Source organism: Nocardia sp. NPDC004123, from assembly GCF_053603795.1.
This window is the reverse complement of sequence record NZ_JBSGGG010000018.1, coordinates 204357-226972: the sequence shown is the minus strand read 5'-3', so window position 1 is coordinate 226972 and position 22616 is coordinate 204357. Positions and strand designations below refer to the sequence as shown.

At 69.2% G+C, this 22616-nt stretch carries 19 protein-coding genes; 6 read left to right on the top strand and 13 right to left on the bottom strand.

Translation table 11 applies throughout. The features are described from left to right. Positions 1-100: 100 nt before the first annotated feature. Both ACWEQQ_RS26865 and ACWEQQ_RS26860 read left to right on the top strand, forming a co-directional pair. Positions 101-1057 (top strand): alpha/beta hydrolase, encoded by a 957-nt coding sequence (locus ACWEQQ_RS26865; protein WP_452350169.1) that lies wholly within the window; start codon positions 101-103, stop codon positions 1055-1057. Positions 1058-1093: 36 nt separating this feature from the next. After that, positions 1094-1510, top strand: coding sequence for a nuclear transport factor 2 family protein (locus ACWEQQ_RS26860; RefSeq protein WP_452350168.1), 417 nt, complete (start codon positions 1094-1096; stop codon positions 1508-1510). Between the two features lie 8 nt (positions 1511-1518). On the opposite strand, the gene ACWEQQ_RS26855 is transcribed toward ACWEQQ_RS26860, so the two are convergent. From ACWEQQ_RS26855 to ACWEQQ_RS26835, 5 genes are all read right to left on the bottom strand, one after another. After that, complete coding sequence (locus ACWEQQ_RS26855; protein WP_452350167.1) at positions 1519-4737, bottom strand: BTAD domain-containing putative transcriptional regulator; 3219 nt, start codon at positions 4735-4737, stop codon at positions 1519-1521. 120 nt (positions 4738-4857) lie between these two features. After that, on the bottom strand, positions 4858-5445 hold the full coding sequence (locus ACWEQQ_RS26850; RefSeq protein WP_452350166.1) for a DUF308 domain-containing protein: 588 nt from the start codon (positions 5443-5445) through the stop codon (positions 4858-4860). A 49-nt stretch (positions 5446-5494) separates the two neighbouring features. Beyond that, entirely contained in the window at positions 5495-5635 is a 141-nt protein-coding gene (locus ACWEQQ_RS26845) for a hypothetical protein (RefSeq protein ID WP_452350165.1), read from the bottom strand. Positions 5636-5640: 5 nt separating this feature from the next. Then, positions 5641-6549, bottom strand: a complete 909-nt coding sequence (locus tag ACWEQQ_RS26840) for an alpha/beta fold hydrolase (RefSeq protein WP_452350164.1) — start codon at positions 6547-6549, stop codon at positions 5641-5643. Then, positions 6549-6977, bottom strand: a complete 429-nt coding sequence (locus ACWEQQ_RS26835) for a hypothetical protein (RefSeq protein WP_452350163.1) — start codon at positions 6975-6977, stop codon at positions 6549-6551. Before ACWEQQ_RS26835 ends, ACWEQQ_RS26840 begins: the two co-directional genes overlap by 1 nt. Before the next feature lie 129 nt (positions 6978-7106). Here ACWEQQ_RS26835 and ACWEQQ_RS26830 point away from each other — a divergent pair, with 129 nt between their 5' ends. Beyond that, the gene (locus ACWEQQ_RS26830; protein WP_452350162.1) at positions 7107-9821 is read left to right on the top strand and encodes an ATP-binding protein; all 2715 of its coding nucleotides are present in this window, start codon (positions 7107-7109) and stop codon (positions 9819-9821) included. An 83-nt stretch (positions 9822-9904) separates the two neighbouring features. After that, on the top strand, positions 9905-10954 hold the full coding sequence (locus tag ACWEQQ_RS26825) for an alpha/beta fold hydrolase (RefSeq protein WP_452350161.1): 1050 nt from the start codon (positions 9905-9907) through the stop codon (positions 10952-10954). A gap of 99 nt (positions 10955-11053) precedes the next feature. On the opposite strand, the gene ACWEQQ_RS26820 is transcribed toward ACWEQQ_RS26825, so the two are convergent. The 6 genes from ACWEQQ_RS26820 to ACWEQQ_RS26795 form a co-directional block, all read right to left on the bottom strand. Beyond that, the gene (locus ACWEQQ_RS26820) at positions 11054-12496 is read right to left on the bottom strand and encodes an aldehyde dehydrogenase (RefSeq protein ID WP_452350160.1); all 1443 of its coding nucleotides are present in this window, start codon (positions 12494-12496) and stop codon (positions 11054-11056) included. Next, positions 12493-13968, bottom strand: coding sequence for a dihydrolipoyl dehydrogenase family protein (locus ACWEQQ_RS26815; RefSeq protein WP_452350159.1), 1476 nt, complete (start codon positions 13966-13968; stop codon positions 12493-12495). Before ACWEQQ_RS26815 ends, ACWEQQ_RS26820 begins: the two co-directional genes overlap by 4 nt. Before the next feature lie 22 nt (positions 13969-13990). Next, entirely contained in the window at positions 13991-14437 is a 447-nt protein-coding gene (locus tag ACWEQQ_RS26810) for a VOC family protein (RefSeq protein WP_452350158.1), read from the bottom strand. A 34-nt stretch (positions 14438-14471) separates the two neighbouring features. Beyond that, complete coding sequence (locus ACWEQQ_RS26805) at positions 14472-15323, bottom strand: alpha/beta fold hydrolase (RefSeq protein ID WP_452350157.1); 852 nt, start codon at positions 15321-15323, stop codon at positions 14472-14474. Between the two features lies 1 nt (position 15324). Continuing rightward, positions 15325-15531, bottom strand: coding sequence for a hypothetical protein (locus ACWEQQ_RS26800; protein ID WP_452350156.1), 207 nt, complete (start codon positions 15529-15531; stop codon positions 15325-15327). A gap of 165 nt (positions 15532-15696) precedes the next feature. Next, positions 15697-16536 carry a helix-turn-helix domain-containing protein gene (locus tag ACWEQQ_RS26795; RefSeq protein ID WP_452350155.1) on the bottom strand — a complete coding sequence of 280 codons (840 nt, stop codon included), beginning with the start codon at positions 16534-16536 and terminating at the stop codon, positions 15697-15699. A gap of 136 nt (positions 16537-16672) precedes the next feature. Between ACWEQQ_RS26795 and ACWEQQ_RS26790 the strand changes: the two genes are divergently transcribed. Continuing rightward, complete coding sequence (locus ACWEQQ_RS26790) at positions 16673-17374, top strand: SDR family NAD(P)-dependent oxidoreductase (RefSeq protein WP_452350154.1); 702 nt, start codon at positions 16673-16675, stop codon at positions 17372-17374. A gap of 161 nt (positions 17375-17535) precedes the next feature. Here ACWEQQ_RS26790 and ACWEQQ_RS26785 read toward each other — a convergent pair whose 3' ends face one another. Then, a complete protein-coding gene (locus ACWEQQ_RS26785) occupies positions 17536-19134 on the bottom strand; it encodes a GMC family oxidoreductase (RefSeq protein ID WP_452350153.1) in 1599 nt (532 codons plus the stop codon). A 141-nt stretch (positions 19135-19275) separates the two neighbouring features. Continuing rightward, positions 19276-20181, bottom strand: a complete 906-nt coding sequence (locus ACWEQQ_RS26780) for a LysR family transcriptional regulator (protein WP_452350152.1) — start codon at positions 20179-20181, stop codon at positions 19276-19278. Positions 20182-20261: 80 nt separating this feature from the next. Between ACWEQQ_RS26780 and ACWEQQ_RS26775 the strand changes: the two genes are divergently transcribed. Next, positions 20262-22616, top strand: coding sequence for a hypothetical protein (locus ACWEQQ_RS26775; protein WP_452350151.1), 2355 nt, complete (start codon positions 20262-20264; stop codon positions 22614-22616).

Genomic DNA, 22616 nt, shown 5'->3' with positions numbered 1-22616 from the left:
TTTCGAGCCTCGACAACAGGCAAAACCCGATCAGCTACACCCCACCGCCCTGGGCATCCAGGGCACCAACCCCAGACACCTACAAACTTAGGGAACCTCGATGACCACGGCACAGCGATTCCTGCAGGCCGATCCCGCCCGGCGTGAGCCGGTCCGATTCGCCAGTGGGACCGCGACCCTGGCCGGCCACCTGTACCGGCCGCCGGCCGCCGCACCCGGCGAGCGCACGCCGGGTGTGGTGATGTGCGGGCCGATCAGCAGCGTCAAGGAACAGACACTGCCGCATTACGCCGAGCGGTTCAGCGACGCCGGATACGCGGTGCTGACCTTCGATCCCCGCAATTTCGGTGAGAGCGAAGGGGAACCACGCCATCGCTACGACCCCAATCTGGTCATCGCCGACTATGCGAACGCCATCAGCTATCTACTCACGCGGCCGGATGTGGATCCGGAACGGATTGCGGCCGTGGGTGTCTGCATGGGCGGCGGCTATGCCGTCTCCGTCGGGGCCCGGGACAAGCGGCTGAGGGCCGTGGTGAGCATCGCCGGCGGGTACAACATCGGCGGGACCTTTCAGCAGGGCCTCGGCATCGAAGGCTTCGCGGCCTACTTCCGGCGGGTCAACGATCTGGTCCAGCACCAGTACGAGACCGGCGAAATCGCTTACATACCAACCATTGCCGAGGAGCTGACCGAGCAGATTCCGGTGGCGGTCATGCCGAACCCGGAGGCGTACGGCTACTACGACCGCACCAGCAGGACCGAAGCACCCAATTGGCCCCGCATGCTGACCGCGGATTCGCTCGAACCGTATTTCATCTACAACTCGATCGTGCACGCCCCGCTGGTCGCGCCCACCCCGCTGCAGATCATCCATGGCACCGGGGATACCGCACTGCTGCCGGAATATGCCCGCCAGGTCCACGATGCCGCCCTCGGGGTGAAGGAACTGGTCTGGATCGAGACCAGCAATCACATCGAACTCTACGACCAGGACCCTTACGTCTCCGAGGCCGTCGGCCACGCCCTGCGCTGGCTCGACCGCCACCTCGTCTGAGACGAATCATCCACCACGACAGGAGAACTCGACATCATGAATGCTGTGCAGGATCGGCTCGACATCATCGCGACCTGCTCCCTCATGGCCTGGCTCGCCGATCACCGGGACTGGGACCGGCTGGGCGAGGTCTTCACCCAGGAGGCCGTCCTGGACTACACCAGTCTCAACGGCGGCGAGCCGGTGACGCTGACACCCACACAGATCGGCGCCGCGTGGTCGCAGGTGCTAGGCAAGTTCGATGCGACCCAGCACGTGATCACCAACCATCTGGTGACCGTGGACGGCGACACCGCCGTCTGCACCGCCTACTTCCAGGCCACGCACGTCCTCGCCGATCGATTCGGCGCGCCGACATGGACATTGGGCGGAACCTATCGCTTCGACCTGACCCGCGGCGGGCGACTGGCGGATCCGCGCGGTCGTGATGACCGCGACCTGGGGCCGGGGTAACCGGGGGCTCATCGCGTAGCGTCCGCAATGGCGAGCGCGGCGTGTTCGGCCTCTATGAGCAGCGCCTCCAACGCGGTGGCGTCCCCTTCGCCCGAAATCCTCTCGAATGCCGTGTCGCCGAGCATGTTCCGGGCCAGGGCCACCGCGCGCTCGCCGTCCGGTCCGAGCACCGTGCGGCCCTCGCGCTGGTACTCCCGTCGCAGGATGCCGGTGATCCGCGCGGCCAGTTCGGGCAGGCCCGAGGCGAGAGCCGCCAGCGCATGCCCGAACGCCACGTCCAACAGCATCAACGGGGTCACGGAGACCGCATACTCGCGACAGATCCGCAGATGGTGCGCGGCGAACTCTGTCCGGCCCGCCTCGAGCAATACGTTCGCGTACGTGACACGCCAGTAGACCGGCGAATACATTCGCATGACGTTGCGGTGGTCGGTGATCAGCGGTGTGGCCGCGAAAACCGGCCCGAAGAGCTCGAGTGCGCGGTCGGTCCGCCCTTCCCGCCATGCCAGGTGGGCCTGGACAAGGCATCGGCTGTGTCCCAGGCGGTCGGTCAGCTCCGCGGGGTCGATGCGCTCGGCGCGGGCGAGATAGCCGGCGGCGCCCGCGACATCGCCATCGGCAAGATGCAGGTTCGCGGCGGCGGCCAATGTCCGGTACAGGACATCGGCACTGAGTTCGGCGGTCAGCAGTTCCGTCGCACGGCTGATCAACGGTGCGGCGCAGCCGACTCCATGCCAGATGGCACGCATTTGCGCCAGTGTGAGCAGCGCCGTGCTCAGCGTGCGCGGATCACCGGATTCGGTCAAGCAGTCCACGGCCGCTTCGAGATCGGTGAAGATGTGCGCGATCGGCTTGGCGTCGACATCCTCGAACGCCCGCAGTATCAGCGCATGGCCGCGTAGTCCGGCATCCTCGTCGATCGCGCAGCGGTCGAGCAGACTCGGATGGCCGCGGTGATGCTCCCGCAAGGCCAGGATCAGCACGAAGAACGGATGCACACCGCGTGGTTCGGCCATCGACACCCGGATCAGTTGTTCGAACTCGACGGAGGCGTCGGCAATCGACTCCGATACGACAGTCACTGTCGGTTCCGGGAATTCCTCGGCGTACCGGCACATCAGAAACGATCCCGTGCAGCCGGGCGGTATCCGCGCGCCTGCGACGCCGAGCACCTCGGATCGCCAGGCCGACACCTGGGCTCGCTGCCCGCGCAGCAACCAGTACAAGGCCAGATCACCGAACAGCCGGACCGCGAATTCCGGTGCCCGATGCCGCACCGCCCAGCCCAGAGCCGCTTCACAGTTGCCGTGTTCGGCGGCGAATCGGTGCAGCCATTCGTGCTGGGCAGGCCCACGCAATTCCCGCGCGCCGACCTCGCTGAAGTCGACGTACCACGCGGCATGCGCGCGTTCCCACCGCTCGGTCTCACCCACCCGGGCCAGTTCCTCCGCCGCGTAGGCGCGAATGGTGTCGAGCATCCGATAGCGGCGGCCGTCGAATTCCACCAATGACATCGCGACCAATCCGGCCAGCCGATCCGCGACGGCCTCGGCATCGTCGAAGTCTGTTCCGCACACCCCCACGACAGCCTCCAAGGTCGCGCCGCCGACGAAAACCGAAACGCGGCGGGCCAACTCGGCATCGGCGGCGGGCAGCAGCCCCCAGCTCCAGGCGACCATTGCCCGCAGCGAGCGATGCCGAGGCGCCGCCCCACGGGATCCGTTGGCCAGCAGGGCGAAACGATCGTCGAGCCGGTCGGCGAGCGCCCGCGGTGACAGGCCGTGCAGGCGGGCGGCGGCGAGCTCGAGCGCCAGCGGCACCCCGTCGAGTCTGCGGATGACGGCCGCGACCGCACGGCAATTGTCCTCGGACAGGTGGAAATCCGGCCGGACCGCGACAGCACGATCCATGAACAGCCGGACGGCGGTGCTGGCGGCGGCCTCCTCGACCGTCACATCCGCCGCGGGTACCGGCAGGGCCCGCAGCGGGTACAACTGTTCACAATCCACCGCCAGCAGCTGACGGCTGGTCGCGAGAACAGTCAGCAGCGGAAGCCGATCCAGCAGACTCACCACCAGATCGGCCGCCGCGGCGATCAGGTGCTCGCAATTGTCCAGAATGAGCAGCATCCGCCGCTGCCCCAGCATACGGACCAGCAGATCGATCCAGTCCTGGCCGGGCTCATCGGTGATCACGCCCGGTGCGACGGCGGCGAAAACCGCTGCCGCAACCGCATTCCGGACTCTGGCGCCCGGGCGTTCCGGCGTGACCGCCGACAGTTCGGCGAATGCGACTCCGTCCGGCCATTGTTCGGGACGTGCGAGTACCAGTTCGGTGGCCAGCCTGGTCTTGCCGATACCGCCGGGGCCGACCAGCGTCACCAGCCGGTGTCGCTCGAGCATCCCGGCGATCTCGGGGACCTCCGTGACGCGTCCGACGAAACTGGTGAGCCGTCGAGGCGACGCCGGCACGTCGCGGGGGACGCGGGGCGGTTCGGGTGGCAGATCGAGGTCCGCGACCGCGCGGCGCAGCACCGGCGACGGTTCGACCCCGCGTTCGGTGCGCAGCAACCGCTCGATGCGGCGGAACTCCTGCAGCGCATCGGATGTGCGACCGGCGGCGGCCAGCGCCGTCACCAGGCGAGCCGCCAGCGACTCCCGGAACGGGTGCGCGGCCGACTCGGCGGCCAGCCCGCGCACGACCTCCGCGGCCCGTCCGAGCGCGAGGAAGGCATCGGCGTGTGACTCGATCGCCGTCAACCGCCGTTCGGCGAGCACCTCGGCCGCGACGCGCAGCGCCGCGGTCTCGACGGCATCGCCGAGCGCCGGTCCGCGGCAGAGTCCCAGCGCCCGTTCCAACGCCCCCACGGCATCGTCCGGCCTGCCCTCCGACAGCGCATCGCGCCCGGCGTCGAGCAATCGCGCGAACCGAATCGCGTCCACCGCTTCGGGTTCGACCGCCAGCAGGTATCCCGGTTCCACCCACACCACGGCATCCTGCCCGGTGATCGCCCGCAGCCGTTTCACCAAGCTTTGCAGCGAATTCTCGGGTGAAACAGGCAGCTGCTCACCCCACACCGCATCGATCAGCCTCGATACCGGGACCACATTCCCGGCCTCGAGCGCCAGCATGGCCAGCAGCGCCGACAGCCGCGTCCCGCGCACCCCGGCAACCACCCCATCGCCGGAGATCACCTCCACCGCCCCCAGCAGCCTGATCCGAATCACCCTGTGCCACCTTCTGTTCCCGTTCGCCCGCCGACGGCGTCCAGGATGCGTTCCCCCGCTGGCAATCAGCCGTCAGTGTCGTATCAGCCGCAGATCGCAGAGGTGCACCGATGACATCGCCTATACCTGTCCGGTCATTCCCTGGGAGCGCGACTTCCAGACCAGTAGTGCGGCTTGGGCTATGAAGAAGATGCCGCCGCCGGTGGCGTAGACGGATAAGACATTCAGGGATGGGGAGGGGGCGGTGGCCTGGGCGACGTAGACGGCGCCGACCAGGAAGGACAGGCCGCCGGAGATGAGGGTGGGCCATTGTTTGCCCAGGGTGGGACCGCGCCGGTAGAGGCCGACCGCGATTTGAGCCGCACCGGATATCGTTGCCCAGATACCGAATACGGCCAGGACGGCGGCCACGCCGCCGGCGGTTCCGGCGATGCCCAGGGCGATGGCGGCCACGGTGCTCAGGGTGCCGTTGAGGGCGGTCACGCGGCGTTCGGAGCCCTCCGGTACCGCGAGCCAGTCGATGGCGGAGGACACCGCGTCGATGAGGGGGTAGGCGATCAGCAGGGTGAGCGCGACGGCGTTCAGGGGGTCGTGGGCCGCGGCGAAGGCCAGGGCCCATGCAATGGCCAGGAGGCCGCGGACCAGGGACAGGCGGATCAGCGACGAGCGCCCGGACATCGAAACAGGCTGTACCGCAGTGGTGTTCATGGAAACTCTTCCATTCGATCGGGGTGAGGCAGGAAAGGCGGTGGGATCGCTAGCCGATGAGATCCCGTGCGGTGGGTCCCCGCCCGTGCAGTACCGCGAGCTCGGCCCAGCTCCAGAGCGCCGCCGGACCAGCGAAAACCGTTGCCGCACTGACTTGCTCGCCCGAGCGGAACGCACGAAACGGAGACATGTCGATCACTCCTTGGGTGAGAAGACGAATTCCCGGACCGCGTGGTCGAAGCGCTGGGGTTCTTCCAGATGCCCCATGTGCCCGCTGTGCTCCAGGACGGCCAGTCGTGAATTGGGGATCAGTTCGTGCAGTTCCAGTCCCCAGCGCGGTCCGCAGATGACGTCGTGGCGGCCCACGATGACCAGGGCGGGGATGGTCAGGTTCGGCAGATCGGCGCGGTCGTCGACGAGATCGGGAGTCAGGTCCGCGTCCAGTCCCGAGATGTAGGTGGCCCGCAGCCCTTTCCGGAAGGCGGCCCACCGTTGTTCGCCGGCCCAGTAGTCGGCGAAATAGGACGGCAGGATGCCGCGCGCGACCGCGAGGGTCTGGTCGTCGCTCGAAATGGCCTGCATCGCTTCGAAGGCCGCGAGCACCTCACCCAGTTCGGGCCGGTCCGCGTGCGCGGCGGCGAACTCCTGGAGGCGGCGTCCGGCCTCGGCCCCGTGTTCGGGCCCGGTGACCGGTGCGCCCTCGTACAGGACGACACCCGCGACCCCGTCCGGCCGGTGCAGTGCGTGGTACGCGGCGACGAACGCCCCGTGCGAGTGCCCGAGCAGATATACCTCGGGCACGTCCAGGTGGTCGATCAGCCGTTGCAGTGCAAGGCTGTACCGCTCGCGGGTGTAGCCGTGCGGATGGGTGGGGAGGCGGCCGGATGAGCCGGTGCCGAGCGCCTCGACGTACACCATGGTCAGGTGTTCCTCGAGCGCGGGCATGCGCAGGTACTCCCAGAAGATCCCGGGGCCGCCGGGGTGAGCGATGCAGACAGGCCCACTCCCGTAGACGTGATACCGCTGGAGAATGCCGTCGGAATCGACGGTGTGGACGCCCGGCGCGAGCCGTCCGGTGCCTCGGATCGAGTGCGGCGCGGACATCACGCTGCCTGCAGCGGGCCGGCGAAGGACTTGCGCAGCGAGGACGGTCCGACCAGGGGCAGCAGTGCCGCCAGCAGCTTGCCCTTGAAGGCCTGCGGAGTCCGGGTCAGTTCGACATCGACCCGGGTGCCGCCCGCTTCCGGCGTGGCGCGGAAGACCCAGCCGCCGCCCGCGCCGAAGAGCTTGGAGTCCAGGGTGGTGATGGTGACGGTGTCGCCGTCCGGATCCCACTGGTAGCGGGCGCGTTCCCAGGCGGCGGCGGTGCCTTCGGTGACCTCGGCCCAGGTCTCGCCGCGGTCGTGGACGACGAAATGCTCGGCGTCGATGCTCGGCCACGCCTCGGTGCGGGTGGGGCCGAAGTCGGTGAGCACCCGCACGACCTCGGCGGGAGTCAGTGTGGACAGGAGATGAAAACGTACCGTAGCCATGGAAGAACCTTCGCCGCCACGGGCATGCCGCCGAATCAGTCAGTTGACGCTGGGGTGACGTAATCCTGTTTCGGTAGGGTCGCGACCGGTCCCGTACGTCGTCACGGGTCCGGGAGGAGAGCACCACCCATGCCGATGGTCGGACGAGACACCGAGCTGAAAGCCCTGGCCGCACTCGTGGACGGCCCCGGCGACCGGAGCGGCATCCTGATCGAAGGGGAACCCGGAATCGGCAAGTCATCGCTCGTCGAGGAGACGGTCGCCATCGCGGCCGCCACGGGGCTGCGGGTGCTTCGGACCGCGGGTGCGGAAGCCGAACACGGCCTCGACTACGCCGGGCTGCAGCGGCTGCTGTACCCGCTGCGCCGCGCGTTCGATGCCCTGCCGGCGCGCCAGTTCGAGTCGCTGACAACCGCCCTGGGCATGTCGGATGCCGTCGGCGAGCCCAGCCCCCACCTGGTGGGGCTCGCCGCCCTGACACTGCTGGCCGATCTGGCGGCCGAACAGCCGCTGCTGGTCGTCGCCGAGGACGTGCACTGGCTCGATCCCGCCAGCGCCGAGGTCCTCGCCTTCGTCGCACGCCGCATCGACTCCGAGCCCGTCGCCCTGGTCGCTACCGTGCGCGACGGCACGAACTCGCCGCTGCGCGAGGCCGAGCTGACCGCCATGCGGCTCGGCCCGCTGTCCGATGCGGACGCGAACGCCGTGCTCGACAGCACCGCACCGGAGCTGTCCGCCCAGGTCCGCCGCCGGGTGCTCGCCGAGGCGCACGGCAATCCGCTCGCCCTGAGCGAACTGCCCACGGCCGTCGGGGATCTCGCCGAACCGGTGCCGACCCTCCCGCTGACCGAACGCCTCGAACGAGCGTTCTCGGCGCGCAGTGCTGCGTTGCCCGAGCGCACCCGGTCGGCATTGCTGGTCGCGGCGCTCGACGACGGCGATTCGGTCGCCGAAACACTCGCTGCCGCAGCGATTCTCCTGGGGTCCGAGGTCGGGGCCGACATTCTCGCCCCCGCCGTGGCGGCCCGGTTGATCGATATCGGTTCCGGCACAGTGACTTTCCGCCATCCACTGGTCCGCTCGGCCCTCGTGGCGGCCGCCACGGCCGAGGAGCGCCGCCGCGCGCATCTGGCGCTCGCCGACCTGCTCACCGCGTCTCCGGATCGCCAGGTGTGGCATCGGGCGGCGGGTACCGCCGGAGCCGACGAGGAGGTGGCCGCGGCGCTCGAGGATGTCGCCGAACGGTCCCGGCACCGCGGCGGTGCGGTCGCGGCGCTGGAGCGGGCCGCCGCGCTCAGCGCCACCCCGGGCCGGCGCGCGGATCGCCTGTTGCGTGCGGCCGAACTGGCCGTCGACTCCGGTCACCGCGACACGGCCGACCGACTGGTCGACGCCGCGCGCACCCTCCCCCTCACCCCCGCACAGGAGGCCACCGCGAAGTGGCTGCTGAGCGGATTCGAGGACGGCATGCGCGAAAGTCCTTCGCGCATCGGCGAACTGGCCGCGCTCGCGGCCTCCGTCGCCGCCGACGGGTATCCGGATCCCGCGCTGCGGATCCTGTGGGGTGCGGCCATGCGGTGCTTCTGGTCCGAACCCGGGCCCGAGACCCGGCGCGCGGTCCTCGCGGTCGCCGACACCTTCGGCATTCCCGACGGTGACCCGCGCAAGCTGGCGATCGACTCGATCGTGGCCCCGTTCGAACGCGGCGAACAGGTGCTGCGCCACCTGCGGGCGCTGGCCGCGACCACGGGCCGCGATCCGGAGGTCGATCACTTTCTCAGCAGCGCGGCATACCAGGTCGGCGCCTTCGACCTCGCGGCGCAGTTCGCCGGCGCCGCCGCACCCGGATTCCGTTCCGCCGGACGGCTGGGGCTGCTGACCCGGGCCCTCGCGATCCAGGCCTGGAGCCTGGCCCGGCTCGGTGACCTCGCCGCCGCCGCGCCCATCGCGGCCGAGGCCGCGGCCTTCGCCCGCGAGACCGCGGCGCCGTTCATGCATGCGGTGGTCATCGCGGTACAGGCCGAAATCGCGGCTCTGCGTGGCGATTACTTGCAGGCCGCCGAGCTCACGGCGGACGCCGAACGGACCGGACTGGCCGCCGGTGCGCGGCCCGTGCTGGCCACCGTGCAGCTCACCCGGGGGCTGATCGCGCTCGGTGAGGGCCGATTCGACGACGCGTTCACCGATCTGGCCCGCCTCCACGATCCGCGCGACCCGTCGTATTCGCCGGCGCTGCGCGCGTGCTTCCTCACCGAACTCGCCGAGGCCGCGGTCCGCGCCGGGCAGACCGACGCGGCGGCGGAACTGTTGCGTGGCCTGGAACCGGTGGCGGAGTCCACGTCGTCGCCCGCCCTGCACATCGGAATGCGGTATGCCCGAGCGGTGCTCGCCGGTGACTCGGCCGGCAAGCTGTTCACCGCCGCGCTGGAGGCGGATCTCACCGGGTGGCCCGCCGAACGCGGCCGCCTGCATCTCGCCTATGGCGAGTGGCTGCGGCGGCAGCGCCGGGTGGTGGAGTCCCGCACCCATTTGCGCACGGCCCGAGAGACTTTCGATGCGCTGGGCTTCACGGCGTGGAGCGAGCGGGCCCGCCTGGAACTGCGCAGTGCGGGCGAATCGAGCCCGAACCGCGATCCGGATGCCCGCGAGCGGCTCACCCCGCACGAGCTGAGCATCGCGCAGCTGGCGGCGCAGGGGCTGACGAATCGGGAGATCGGGCAGCGGCTGTACCTGTCGCACCGGACCGTCAGCACGCACCTGCATCGCATCTTCCCGAAGCTCGGGATCAGTTCGCGCGGTGACCTCGCGGCGCTACTGCCGACCGGGGACGAAATGCCGCGATAGGCCGGTCGCAGTCGCTCATCCGACACCGATTACGTCATTCGACGCTCGCGACGGCGACCTCGCGCTACCTAGCGTCTGGTGACATGAATATCAGCAGACGATTTTTCGGTGGTGCGCTCGCAGCGGGCGCGGCAAGCCTGGCCGCGGCCTCGCTGAGCGCCTGCGCCACGGATTCCGCGACCGCGCCGGCGACCACGACTCCGGTCGGTACGGATCTGCGGAAGGGCTCGGGCGCGAATACGACACTGGGACCGATCAAGCAGATCGACGCCGGTGTCCTCAGTGTCGGCTACGCGGAATTCGGGCCCAGCACCGGGCAGCCCGTGATCCTCTTGCACGGCTGGCCCTACGACGCCTACAGCTACGCCGATGTCGGGCCGCTGCTGGCGGCGGCCGGGTACCGGGTCCTCATCCCGTTCCTGCGCGGCTACGGACCGACCACCTTCTTGTCCGCGCAGACCGTCCGCAACGGCCAGCAGTCGGCGATCGCGCGCGACATCGTCGACTTCATGGACGCGCTGCACATCGACCAGGCCGTGCTCGGTGGATTCGATTGGGGCGCACGCACGGTCGACATCATCGCCGCGCTGTGGCCGCAGCGGGTCAAGGCGATGGTCGCGGTGAGCGGGTACATCGTCACGCAGCAGGCGGCACAGCAGCAGCCGCTGCCGCCGGAGGCCGAACTCGGCTGGTGGTACCAGTACTACTTCGCCACCGAACGCGGCCGCCTCGGCTACACCCGCCATCGGCACGACTTCAACAAACTGATCTGGAAGCGCGCGTCCCCGGTATGGAATTTCGACGACGCGACCTACGACCGCACCGCGGCCGCCTTCGACAATCCCGACCATGTCGACATCGTCATCACCAACTATCGGTGGCGCTTGAGCCTGGCCCCGGGCGAGCCGCAATACGACGCCTACGAACAGCAGCTCGCCACCGGACCGGCCATCACCGTGCCCGCGATCACCATCGGCAGCGACTTCGACGGAGCGGCCAAGGACGGAAAGCCCTACGCCGCCAAGTACACCGGTAAACATGAGCACCGCGTCCTCGACGGCATCGGGCACAACGTCCCGCAGGAGGCGCCACATCCGTTCGCGCAGGCGATCATCGACGCCGACCACCTCTGAACAACCCGTGCACCGCCGGGCCCGGCAGCTGCCGCTGGGCCCGGCGGTTCGCTGTCCGGTCTCGCCGGACTCGATCGCACGCACCGCCTTACCAGGGTGTCAGACGGTGATCGTCTGATACTCGGTGTACTGACCCAAACCGACCGCGCCGTACTCGCGGCCGATGCCGCTGGTCTTGAATCCGCCGAAGGGGCCGTCGAATCCGATCGGCGCACCGTTGATGGTGACCGTGCCGGTCCGGATGCGGCGGGCAACGGCCAGCGCGGCGGCCTCGTCCGCCGACCAGACGCCACCGGAGAGTCCGTAGTCGGAGTCGTTGGCGATGCGCACCGCGTCGTCGATGTCGTCGTAGGCGAGCACGACCAGGACCGGGCCGAAGATTTCCGCACGGGCGATGCGCATGTCCGGGGTGACGTCGGCGAAAACAGTTGGGGTGACATAGAAGCCGTCCCGCAGTCCGGGCGGGACCTGCGGACCGCCACACACCAGGCGCGCGCCTTCGGCAATACCGGCCTCGATGTAATCGCGGACCCGCTGTTGCTGATCGCCGCGCACCATGGGCCCGATGAAGGTTTCCGGGTCGCGCGGATCACCGACCGGCAAGGACTCGACCAGCGCCGCCAGCGCCGCGACCACCTCCTCGTAGCGGGAGCGCGGGGCGAGGATCCGCGTCTGGGCGATACAGGACTCTCCATTGTTCAAGAGCGAGCCGAATTTCAAGCCGTTCATCACCGCCGTCAGATCCGCATCGGGCAGGATCACCGCCGGCGATTTGCCGCCCAGTTCGAGACTCACCCGTTTGAGCTGGGTGCCAGCGATGGACGCGATCCGGCGACCGGCCCCGGTCGAGCCGGTGAACGCGATCTTGTCCACGCGCGGATGGGAGATCAGGTACTCGCTCGTTTCCCGATCCGCGGGCAGCACGCTGATCACGCCCTCCGGCAGGCCGATTCGATCCACCAGCTCGGCCAGCAGACCCATGCTCAGCGAATTCTCCGGAGACACCTTCAACACCACCGAATTTCCGGCGAGCAGGGCGGGCAGGATCTTCGACGTCGCCGAGGAGAAAGGCGAATTCCACGGGATCACCGCCGCCACCACGCCGACCGGTTCGCGCCGGGCCACGCTGCGCACACCGATATCCGGGTCCGACGGGGTGAGCGTGTGCTCCCAGTCGAGATTCTCGGCGGCCGCGAGGTAGGCATTCGCCTGCCGGGTCAGACCGGCCTGGCCGGCCTTGGTGAACCATGCGGCGGAACCGTTTTCGTCGGTGATGAGCGCGGCGATCCGGTCGGCCTGCTCCTCGCGCAGCTTGTTGAACCGTCGCAGCGCCGCGATTCGCTCGGCGGGCGGGGTGTCACGCCAGACGCGACCCTCGAAGGCCGCGTGCGCCGCCGCCACCGCGCGGTCCACATCGGCGGGTTGCGCCTGCGCCGCCCAGCCGATGACCGATCGATCGTGCGGCGAGAGGATCTCCAGCAGTGCCGGTTCGCTGGGTTCGGTCCACGAACCGCCGACGTAGAGCCGATCGTAGGTGATCATCTGGTTTCTCCTGCGGTCGGCGAATGCTGTTGGTCGCGATAGGTTTCCAGCAGCCGGAGCCAGACTTCACTGATGGTGGGGAAGGACGGCACCGCATGCCAGAGGCGGTCGAGGGGGACCTCGCCGGCGATGGCGATGGTGGCCGAGTGCAACAGTTCGGCGACGCCCGGTCCGGCGAAGGTCGCGCCCACGATGACCCGGCGGTCCGGGTCGATCAGGACTCGGGCCCGGCCCCGATAGCCGGGATCGTGCTGGATCGCCCCGGCGACCCGGCCGATGTCGTAGTCGACGACGTCCACGTCGCGCCCGGCGCGCGCGGCGTCGTCGGTGGTGAGACCCACCGCCGCGATCTCCGGGTCGGTGAACACGACCTGCGGCACCGCTTCGAGGTCGGCGGTTCCCGCGTGGCGGCCCCAGCGTCCGGTGTCCAGTGCCAGCCCGCGTGCGCGGGCGGCGATGACCGTCCCGGCGATGCGGGCCTGGTACTTGCCCTGATGGGTCAGCAGCGCACGGTGATTCACGTCCCCGACCGCGTACAGCCACTCCCCGTCGACCGCGGTCACGGTGAAGGCGTCGTCGGTGGTGAGCCACTGGCCGGGTGTCAGGCCGATCGTGTCGAGGCCGAGGTCGTCGGTCCGGGGTGCGCGTCCGGTCGCGAGCAAGAGTTCATCGGCGACCAGCCGGGTGCCGTCGGCGAGGGTGAGGTGGATGCTGTCGTCGGGTCCGCCCGCGCGCTCGGCGGCGGTGATGGTGGTACCGAACCGCAGGTCCACTCCGGCGTCCTGGAGCTGCTCGGCGACCAGGTCCGCGGCGAAGGCTTCGACACGGCCCAGCAGCCGGGATTCGCGGGCGATGAGGGTGACCCGCGCGCCCAATGCCTGCCAGGCGGCGGCCATCTCGGTGGCGACGACTCCGGCTCCCAGAATCGCGAGCCGGTCCGGTACCGCCCGGGCGCTGGTGGCTTCGCGACTCGTCCACGGCCGCACGGCATCCAGGCCGGGCAGTGGCGGCAGAGCGGCCGACGTGCCGGTGCACACGGCCACCGCATACCGGGCGGCGAGCCGCACGGTCTCGCCCTCCGGCGTCTCGACCGTCACCCGCCGGGGTCCCGCGAGCCGGCCGTGGCCACGGATGAGTTCGACATCGACCGAGGCGAGCCAGTCGAGCTGGTCCCGGTCGTCCCAGTCGGCCACCATCCGGTCGCGATGCTTCAGCACCGCGGCCGCGTCGAGGGGTCCGGTGACCGCCTCCCCGACACCGGGGAAGCGGGCGGCCTCGCGGTAGAGCAGCGCGGGGCGCAGCAGCGCCTTGCTGGGTTCGCATGCCCAGTACGAGCATTCGCCGCCCACCAGTTCGGATTCGACGATCACGGTGCTCAACCCGGCGGCGCGGGTGCGGTCGGCGACATTCTCACCGACCGGCCCGGCCCCGACGACCACGACGTCGTAGGTACGAACTTCCTTGTCGGACATGAGGTTCCCTTCGATGGCCGAGTCAGCGGCCGGGTGCGCGCTGCGTGATTTCCTGCAGGAACCAGTCGTTGCCGTCCGGATCGGTGAACGCGGCGAACGATCCGTAACTGCGGCGCTGCGGATCCGCTCCGGGGACCCGGCTTTCGGTTCCGGCGTGGTGGAACACGCCGGTGGCATCGCGGAACGGTCCGTCCACGGCGATCCCGCGTCCGGTCAACTCCGCGACGGCCTTCTCGATATCGGTGACGATCAGATGCAGACCCCGCAGGGATCCGGGCGCGGCCGCGGTGACGCCGGTGCCGAAGATGATCGAGCACTCCGAGCCGGGCGGGGTGACCTGCACGACGCGATAACCGTCGTCCACGGGGAAATCGGCGTCGAGACGGAAGCCGAGGCCCTCGGTGTAGAAGACCTTGGCGCGGTCGACGTCGGCGACGGGCAGGACGACGACTTCCAGTTTCATATCCATGATTCGTGTTCTCCTCGAACGTCTTTCGCGATTGTCAGTGGGCGGAATGCTTGGCGGCCCGCTCGATCACCTCGGCCACCCGCTCGGGGTGCGAGACGGCCACCGAGTGCGAGGCCGCGATCTCGGTGACCTGTGCGTGCGCCCGCTCGGCCATGAACCGTTGTGCCGCAACGGGGATGTTGAGGTCCTGGGTGGTGATCACGTCCCAGCTGGGCTTGTCGGTCCAGGCGGCGACGGTGGCCTTCTCCTCGAGCGCGGCCTGCAGGATCGGGCGCTGGGCGGCGGCGGCCAGGGCGGCGCGGTCGGCGGGGACGTCGGCGGCGAACTGGTCGTGGAACTTGGCCTGCTGGATGTACAGGTCGGTGCCGCTGCTGCCGTCGGGATTGGTGAACGGGACCGGGTCGAGCGTGCCGGGCAGGGTGGACCCGGGGAACTTGTTGGTCAGCTCCAGCGCGGTCTCGCCGGGTGCGGGCAGGAACGCCGCCACGTACACCAGGGCCTTGACCTGATCGCTGCCTGCCGCGGCGGCGCTGATGACCGATCCGCCGTAGGAGTGCCCGACCAGCACGACGGGTCCGTTGATGTGGCTGACCAGCCCCCGCAGGGTGGTGGCGTCGGCGGCGGGCCCGCGCAGCGGATCGGCTGCCGCGACAACCGGATAGTGGTCCTTGCGGAGTTGGTCGATGACATCGTTCCAGCTCGATCCGTCCGCGAACGCGCCGTGCACCAGCACGATGGTCGGCTTCGGCGCGTCCTCGGTCGGTCCGGCATGGGTGGTGGTGCTCGCGGTGCAGGCGACGGCGAGGCTACCGGCCGCGACCGCCGCCGTGACCGCCGCGATCGCCCGGCCCGCGCGCCGCATCCGGGGGTGTCGAATGTCGACCATGTCATTGTCCTTTCGAGGTGAAGCACGTTGCGCGGCTTCCACTCTGGTTTCCGCTCCCCCACCGCCACATCTGTCGGCTGACGCCGACCATGACGTAGTCGTCACCCGGCGATCGATGCAGCGGCCAGGCCGGCGAGACCTGTGCGGGTGTGGCGCCGACCTCGGCCACCGGGCCGTCGGCGACGGCGTACTGGGATGTGGCTGTCATCGGTGGGACCCCCTTCCTCTTCGCGAGCCGTGAATCGCGGGCGCGAGCGTCCGCGTCGAGGAAGATAGCTTTCGCGGGAATGCCGCGGCGAGCGTCGGATGACGTAATTACTGTCGGTCAGGCCGAGTTCGGGTGATGTAGTCCGACGCCGTCCGGCCCGGATGATCAGCCGATGGCGGTTGCGGTTCCGAGGGCGGTGAGCAGGGAAAGGCGTTCGGCGTCCGCGCTGCCGGGCTCGGCGGTGTCGATCATGATTCGCAGGTCGCAGCCCGCCACCGTGAGGACAGCGCAGTCCAGGGTCAGGGCGCCCGCTGTCGGGTGGTCGATGGTCTTGACCGTGATGTCGTAGCCGGCGACGGCGCCGGACTCCCACCGTGCGGCGAAGCGGGGGCTGTGGGTGCGCAGGTCGGCGATGAGGTGGCGCAGGCGCTGGTCGGCGGGGTAGCGGGCCTCGGCGGCGCGCAGGTCGGATACCAGTGCGGTTTCGAGGGATTCGAGGGTGTCCGGTGCGTAGCGGCCGAGGGAGCCGGGGCCGATGAAATGCCGCCACACCCGGTTGCGTTCGTTGCCCCGCCAGGTCGTGGAATCGCCCAGCAGCGCCGCGCATGCCGGATTCGCTTGCAACAGTGTCCAGGACGCGTCGAAGACGGCGACCGGGATGCCGACCAGCCGATCCAGCATGCGTTGTACCGCGGGCGGGATAGAGGTCGGGACGGTTCCGGGCTCGGGCAGTACCAGTCCGGCCAGCCGATACAGATGCGCACGCTCGTCGGCCGACAAGCGCAAGGCCCGCGCCAGCGCCTCGACCACCTGGGGCGAGGGGTTGGATGCCCGGCCCTGTTCGAGCCGGGTGACGTAGTCGACGGAGATACCGGCCAGCAGCGCCAGTTCCTCACGGCGCAGGCCCGGCGCACGGCGCGCGCCATTCGCCGACAGCCCTACGGCGTCGGGCGATACCTGATCGCGCCAGCGCCGCACCGCTACTCCGAATTCCGCTGTGGCCATGGGATTCATTCTGCCCGTTCGCCGATCCGCTCACCGTCGGCGGATTGCGCGGAATCGACCGTCCCAGCCTGGTATCGACAGTCCCAGGAAGATCAGGCGACTGGCTGATGCCGCCGGGCGGCGCGAATCTGAGGACATGACAACAACACTCATCACCGGCGCCAACAAGGGGCTGGGTTTCGAAACCGCCCGTCGGCTCGTCGCGGCGGGCCACACGGTGTATGTCGGCAGCCGCGACGCCGAACGTGGGCGGCTCGCCGCGGCGGAAATCGGGGCACGCTCCGTCCAGCTGGATGTCACCGACGACGCGTCCGTCGCCGCGGCCGCGAAGATCATCGAGGCGGACGGCGGACTCGACGTCCTGGTCAACAACGCGGGCATCGATATCGAGGGCAATGGCGCGGTCGACCTGGCCGAGGTCACAGCCGACATGATGCGAACGGTATTCGACACCAATGTTTTCGGTGTCGTGCGCGTCGTGCACGCGTTCCTGCCGCTACTACGGCAATCCACCGCACCGGTCATCGTCAATGTCAGCAGTTCCCTGGCCTCGATGGCACGCGGCACCACCCCGGGCACCCATACCTACGCCTATCCCGGACTGTCCTATCCCGCATCGAAAACCGCACTGAACAGAATCACCGTGCAATACGCGAAAGCATTCCCCGATATTCGGATCAACGCGGTGGAGCCCGGATACACCGCGACCGACCTCAACGCCCACGCAGGCAACCAGACCGTCGAAGAGGGTGCCGAGATCATCGTACGGATGGCCCGCGTTCCCCAAAACGGCGCCACCGGAGGCTATTTCGATGCCTCCGGAACTTTGCCCTGGTAGCGCCCGAGGTCCCCGCGGCCTCGGCGATGACCGTCAGCGGCAAACTGTCCGGGTAGCCATCGACAGTAGAGGGAACCACACCGACAACTACGAATTCCTCGACGGCCGGTGGCAGGTGGTGTGGTCACAAGCCACACAGATCCGCTGAATTCCACACGGGCTCAGGCCAGGATGATCGAGGCGGCGTGTTCGCCGATCATCATGGTGGACGCGTTGGTGTTGCCGCCGACGATGCTCGGCATGATCGAGGCGTCGGCGACGCGCAGTCCGTCTACTCCGCGCACCCGGAGCGTCGGGTCTACGACTGCGCGGTCGTCTACACCCATGCGGCAGGTACCGACGGGGTGGTAGACGGTGGTTGCGCGGTTGGGGACTTCGGCGGCCAGCTCGGGGCGGGCGGGGTATTGCGGGCCCGGAGAGATCTCGGTGTCCACCGCGCCGATGATCGACTTCGCGGCCATGACCTCTCGGGTCAGCTCCATGCCGTACACGAGCGTGTCCACGTCGCGCTGCTCGGCGAGATAGTTGGGGTCGATGGCGGGCGCCGCGGTGGGGTCGGCCGAGGTCAGGCGCAGCGTGCCCCGGCTCTGCGGGTAGATCATCGTCACCAGGACGGTCAGTGACCGGCGCGGATCGGGGGTGTGGCGGATCGGGGCATCCTGATTGGGGCCGGGATAGCTCCACGGCAGCACGTGCAGTTGCAGATCGGGCGCCCCGGCCGCATGGGGGGTACGCAGGAAGGCGACGACTTCGAACACGCTGCGCGCCAGCCAGGTGCTGTTGTTGCGCAACGACTCCCGCAGAAACGCCCGGGCGAAATAGCCCGCGGACGAACGGCGCACGGCGGTCGGCATGGCGAAGGTCATCGGCACGAACAGGTGGTCGTGCAGGTTGTCGCCCACCGGGAGGTCGGCGACGACATCGATGCCGAAGGCGCGGAGATGGTCGGCCGGTCCGATGCCCGAGAGCATGAGCAGCTGCGGGGAGCCGAATGTGCCTGCGCTGACGATGATCTCACGCTCGGCACGCAGTACTTCATTGCCCTGCTCGGTCCGGTATTCCACACCGGTCGCCCGGCCGTTCTCGATCACAATGCGCGTCACGTGCGTATTCGGCAGCACGGTGAGGTTTTTCGGGCGATCGTCGAGATAACCGACCGAGGTGCTGTAGCGCAACCCGTTGCTGTTGCTCTGCTGGAAGATCGAGACGCCTTCCTGCTCGGCGCCGTTGTAGTCGGGGTTGCGCGGCAGATCGGTGGTTTCGGCCAGCGCCTCCATGAACGACTCCGACGCGGGCGTCAGATCGCGCGCCCGGATCACCTTGATCGGACCTGCGCCACCGCGGAACTCGCTGGCGCCGTCCTCGAACGACTCGAATTTCTTGAAGCTCGGCAGCACGTCCTCATACGACCAGCCGCTGTTGCCCTCGCCGGCCCAGTCGTCGAAGTTCCGCCGGTTGCCGCGCACGAACACCATGCCGTTGACCGAGCTCGAACCGCCGACCACCCTGCCGTGCGTCTGCGGGATGGTTCGGCCCAGGGCATGCTTCTGCTCGACGGTGTAGTGGCCCCAGTCGATCCGCTTCTTCAGCTGCGGCACGCTGTGCATCGGGCCGATCATGCCGGGCTTGCGCACCAGCCGGCTGTTGTCACGACCGCCCGCCTCGAGCAGCGTGACAGCGGCGCCGGTATCGGCCAGCCTGCGGGCAATAATGGCCCCGGCGCTCCCGGAACCGATGATGATGTAGTCCGTCGCCGCCATGACCAGCCCTTCTGTCCGCACAGGTCTCGCCGCGAGTCACCGACGAAACTGGAACATGTTGCGAAAGTACTCGAAAGCGGCCGCCCAGGAACCCGTTTCGGAGCACGGATAGGCGGAGTTGGCCCGGTTGGTGTCCGGGCATCACCGCGAGTGCACGGCGCTGAGCACGAATTCGTTCACGCACCGGACGAACGCCTGGCAAGCGGCCGAGACCGGGGCTCGGGGCGCCACCAGGTTGACCTGCCGCCGCAGTGCGGCGTCGGATACTTGCCGCAGCACCAGGCTCGCGTCCCGGTCGGCGTGCGACCGGGCGACGGACTCCGGCAGCAACGCCACGCCCAGACCCTGACGGACGAACTGGGCCACCTGCTCGACTCGGGTCACCTCGAACGCGACATGCCTTGTCACACTGGTGAATCCGCGGTCGGTCTCGTGGCGCAGGCCGTAGCCGGGCGGGAAGTCGATGAACGGGCAGGCCGCCAGGTCGTGCACGGAAACCGACGCGCCCGCCGACGCCGGATGATCGACCGGCAGCACCGCGACCAACGGCTCGCTCAGCAGCGGGGTGAATTCCACGTGCGCCATGGCCGATTCGACGGCCAGTCCCACGATCGCGACATCGAGTTTCCGGTCGCGCACCGCACCGACCAGCAGGTCGCTGCCGCCGCTGCGCAGTGTCACGCTCACTTCCGGATAGCGGGCATGGAAGGCCGCCATGAGCGCGGCGACGTCCAGCAGCTCCGGCGGCACCTCCATCAGCCCCACGGTCAACCGGCCGCGCACGGCGCCGTGCAGCGCTTGCGCGTCGATGAGGAGCCGGTCCACTCCGGCGAGCACCTGCCGGATCTGCGGGAGCAGCGCCTCCCCCTCCGGGGTCGGGACGACCGACCGGGTGGTGCGCGCGAACAGCCGCACCCCGAGTTCGTCCTCGAGTTTGCGCACCTGCTGGCTCAGCGCCGACTGCACGACGAACAGATCGGCGGCCGCCTTGGTGAAACTGCCGAGCTCGGCCACGGCGACCACATAGCGCAACTGCTGAAGGTTCATCCGATCAATCACTCTCGATGATGAATACGATCATATTTATACCTTGGACTGGATAGTTCGGGCGGCCCAGAATCATCGGCATGCCCACGCACCCCGATCTCCGACTCTCCCCGACGGCCCCGGTGCCGCTGCGCCCGCACGGCGGCCCGCGAGTCAACGATTGCTCGGATCCCGCTGTGCGCGAGCGCACTACCGGCGAGATCACGGCCCTGCCGTTCCTGGGAACGCTGACCTGCTCGGCCCACACCCTGACCGCGGGCGCGACGGAGGAACTGGTGCTGACCTACACCGTCGGCAGCTCCGGGATCGCCGACAGCGGATGGCTCAAGCTCTGCTTCCGGTACTACTCGGACTGGGACCTCCAGGTCGGTGACCCCGCCGGACGCGACTATGCCAGCGCGCGGCTGATACACCGCTCACTGATCGGCGGCGCGTCACCGGACAGCGCTGCCACCGCACAACGCCTGGACGTGCGCTACGACGTGAAGGGCGGCGAGCGCCCCTTCCAGAAATCCGTCCTCGTCCATGTGGTGGACGGGTACCTGCGGCCCGGTGATGTGATCGAAATCCGGCTCGGAGACCGGCGTTTCGGTGGTCCAGGTACGCGGGTGCAGACCTTCGTGGAGGATGCCTTCGCCTTCCATCTGTTCGTGGATCCGCTCGGCACCTCCCGCATGGCACACGCCGGCGCCTGCCGTCTCGCTATCGTGCCCGGCCCGCCCGAACGCCTGGTCGTGCACGGCCCCCGGCTGGTGCGCGCCGATGCCTGGGCGGTCGACCTGCACGCGCATCTGCAGGACCGCTGGGGCAACGCCTGCCGTGACCTGCCCGTCCGGCTGCGCGCCACCCGCGCGGACCGCACCGTCGCGACCGCGACCACGCCTGCGACGGGCTGGGCGCGCGCCACCCTCACCGTGCCGCCGGTCGGCGACATCGACGAGATCCTGGTGACGGCCGAATTCGACGGCGGCGCAGTCGCATCCGCGCGCTGCCACCTCGATACCATCGCCGACCTGCCGGCACCGCGCGCGTTCTTCGCCGACCTGCACGTGCACTCCGACGACACCGTCGGAACCCAGGACACCGCATGGAATCTCGCCTACGGACGCGAGATCGGCGCTTTGGATGTGCTCGGCTACACCGCCAACGACTTCCAGATCACCGACGAAACCTGGGACGAGGTGGTCGCCGCCTGCCGCCGCGCCGGGGAGGACGGCCGGTTCGTCTGCTATCCGGGTGTGGAATGGTGCGGCACCGCGGGCGTCGGCGGCGACCACAATGTCGTATTCCTCGGCGAGGACACCACTCTCGCCCGCTCGCTCAGCTGGCATGCGAACATGTCGAGCACCACGCCCGTGCCCGAAACCTGGCCCATCACCGAGCTGTACGCGGCCTACGACAAGGACCCCGACTCCTACTTGCTCATCCCGCACGTCGGCGGTCGGCGCGCCGTCCTCGACTGGCATCACCCGGAATTGGAGCGGCTGATCGAGGTCCACTCCACCTGGGGCTCGAGCCCCTGGTTCCTCGAGGACGCCCTCGCCCGCGGGCTGCGCCTGGGCGCCAGCGCCGCCAGCGACGAGCACCGCGGACGGCCCGGCAGCGGTGCGCCCGGCGCCAATATCTTCGGGGCGGCCGGCGGCCTGACCGGCGTGCTCGCACCCGAACTGACCGCCGCCGAGGTCGGCCGGACCCTGCGCGCCCGGCGCACCTGGGCCACCACCGGCGCCCGCGCCGTCGCCCTGCTGCGCTCCGGCGATCGGTGGATGGGTGACGATATCGTCTCCGCCGCAACCGAACTCGATGCCGAGTACGCCGTGTACGGCACCACCGGGTGGGAGGAGATACGGCTCTTCGACACCACCGGCGAGGTCTGGCGGCGCGACCTGCACGCCGAAACCGGCATGTCGGACACGCTCGTTCGCGTGCGCTGGGGCGGGGCCCGCCATCGCGATCGGTATCGCTGGGCGAGCTGGACCGGACGAATGCGGATCACCGGCACCGACGTCGTGGCCGCCGAGCCCTGGGCGGCCCTGCATCCCGAACAGCAGATCGTTGCAACCGGCGACGAGGTCACTTGGCACACAAAAACTTACGGCGCGGATATCGGCGTGGTCCTGACCCTCGGAGCGCTTGCCACCGCCCGCTTCGAGCTGGAGACGACCGTGCGCGAGGACGATCGGCGCGGCACGCTCGAGGTGACCGGTGCCGAGCTGATCCGGTCGGGCCACCGGGAACTCGCCATGGGCGGGCTCGATCTCCGGCTCCGGATCGAACGCCTCGCCGACCCGGCCGGGCTCCCGGTCAGCGTGCGCGGCGCCGTTACTCTCGCGGTGCCGCCGCGCGACAGTGCCGTCTACCTTCGCGCCCGCCAATTCGACGGCCACCAGGCGTGGACCAGTCCGCTGTTCCTCACGCGCACCGAAAACCTCTGA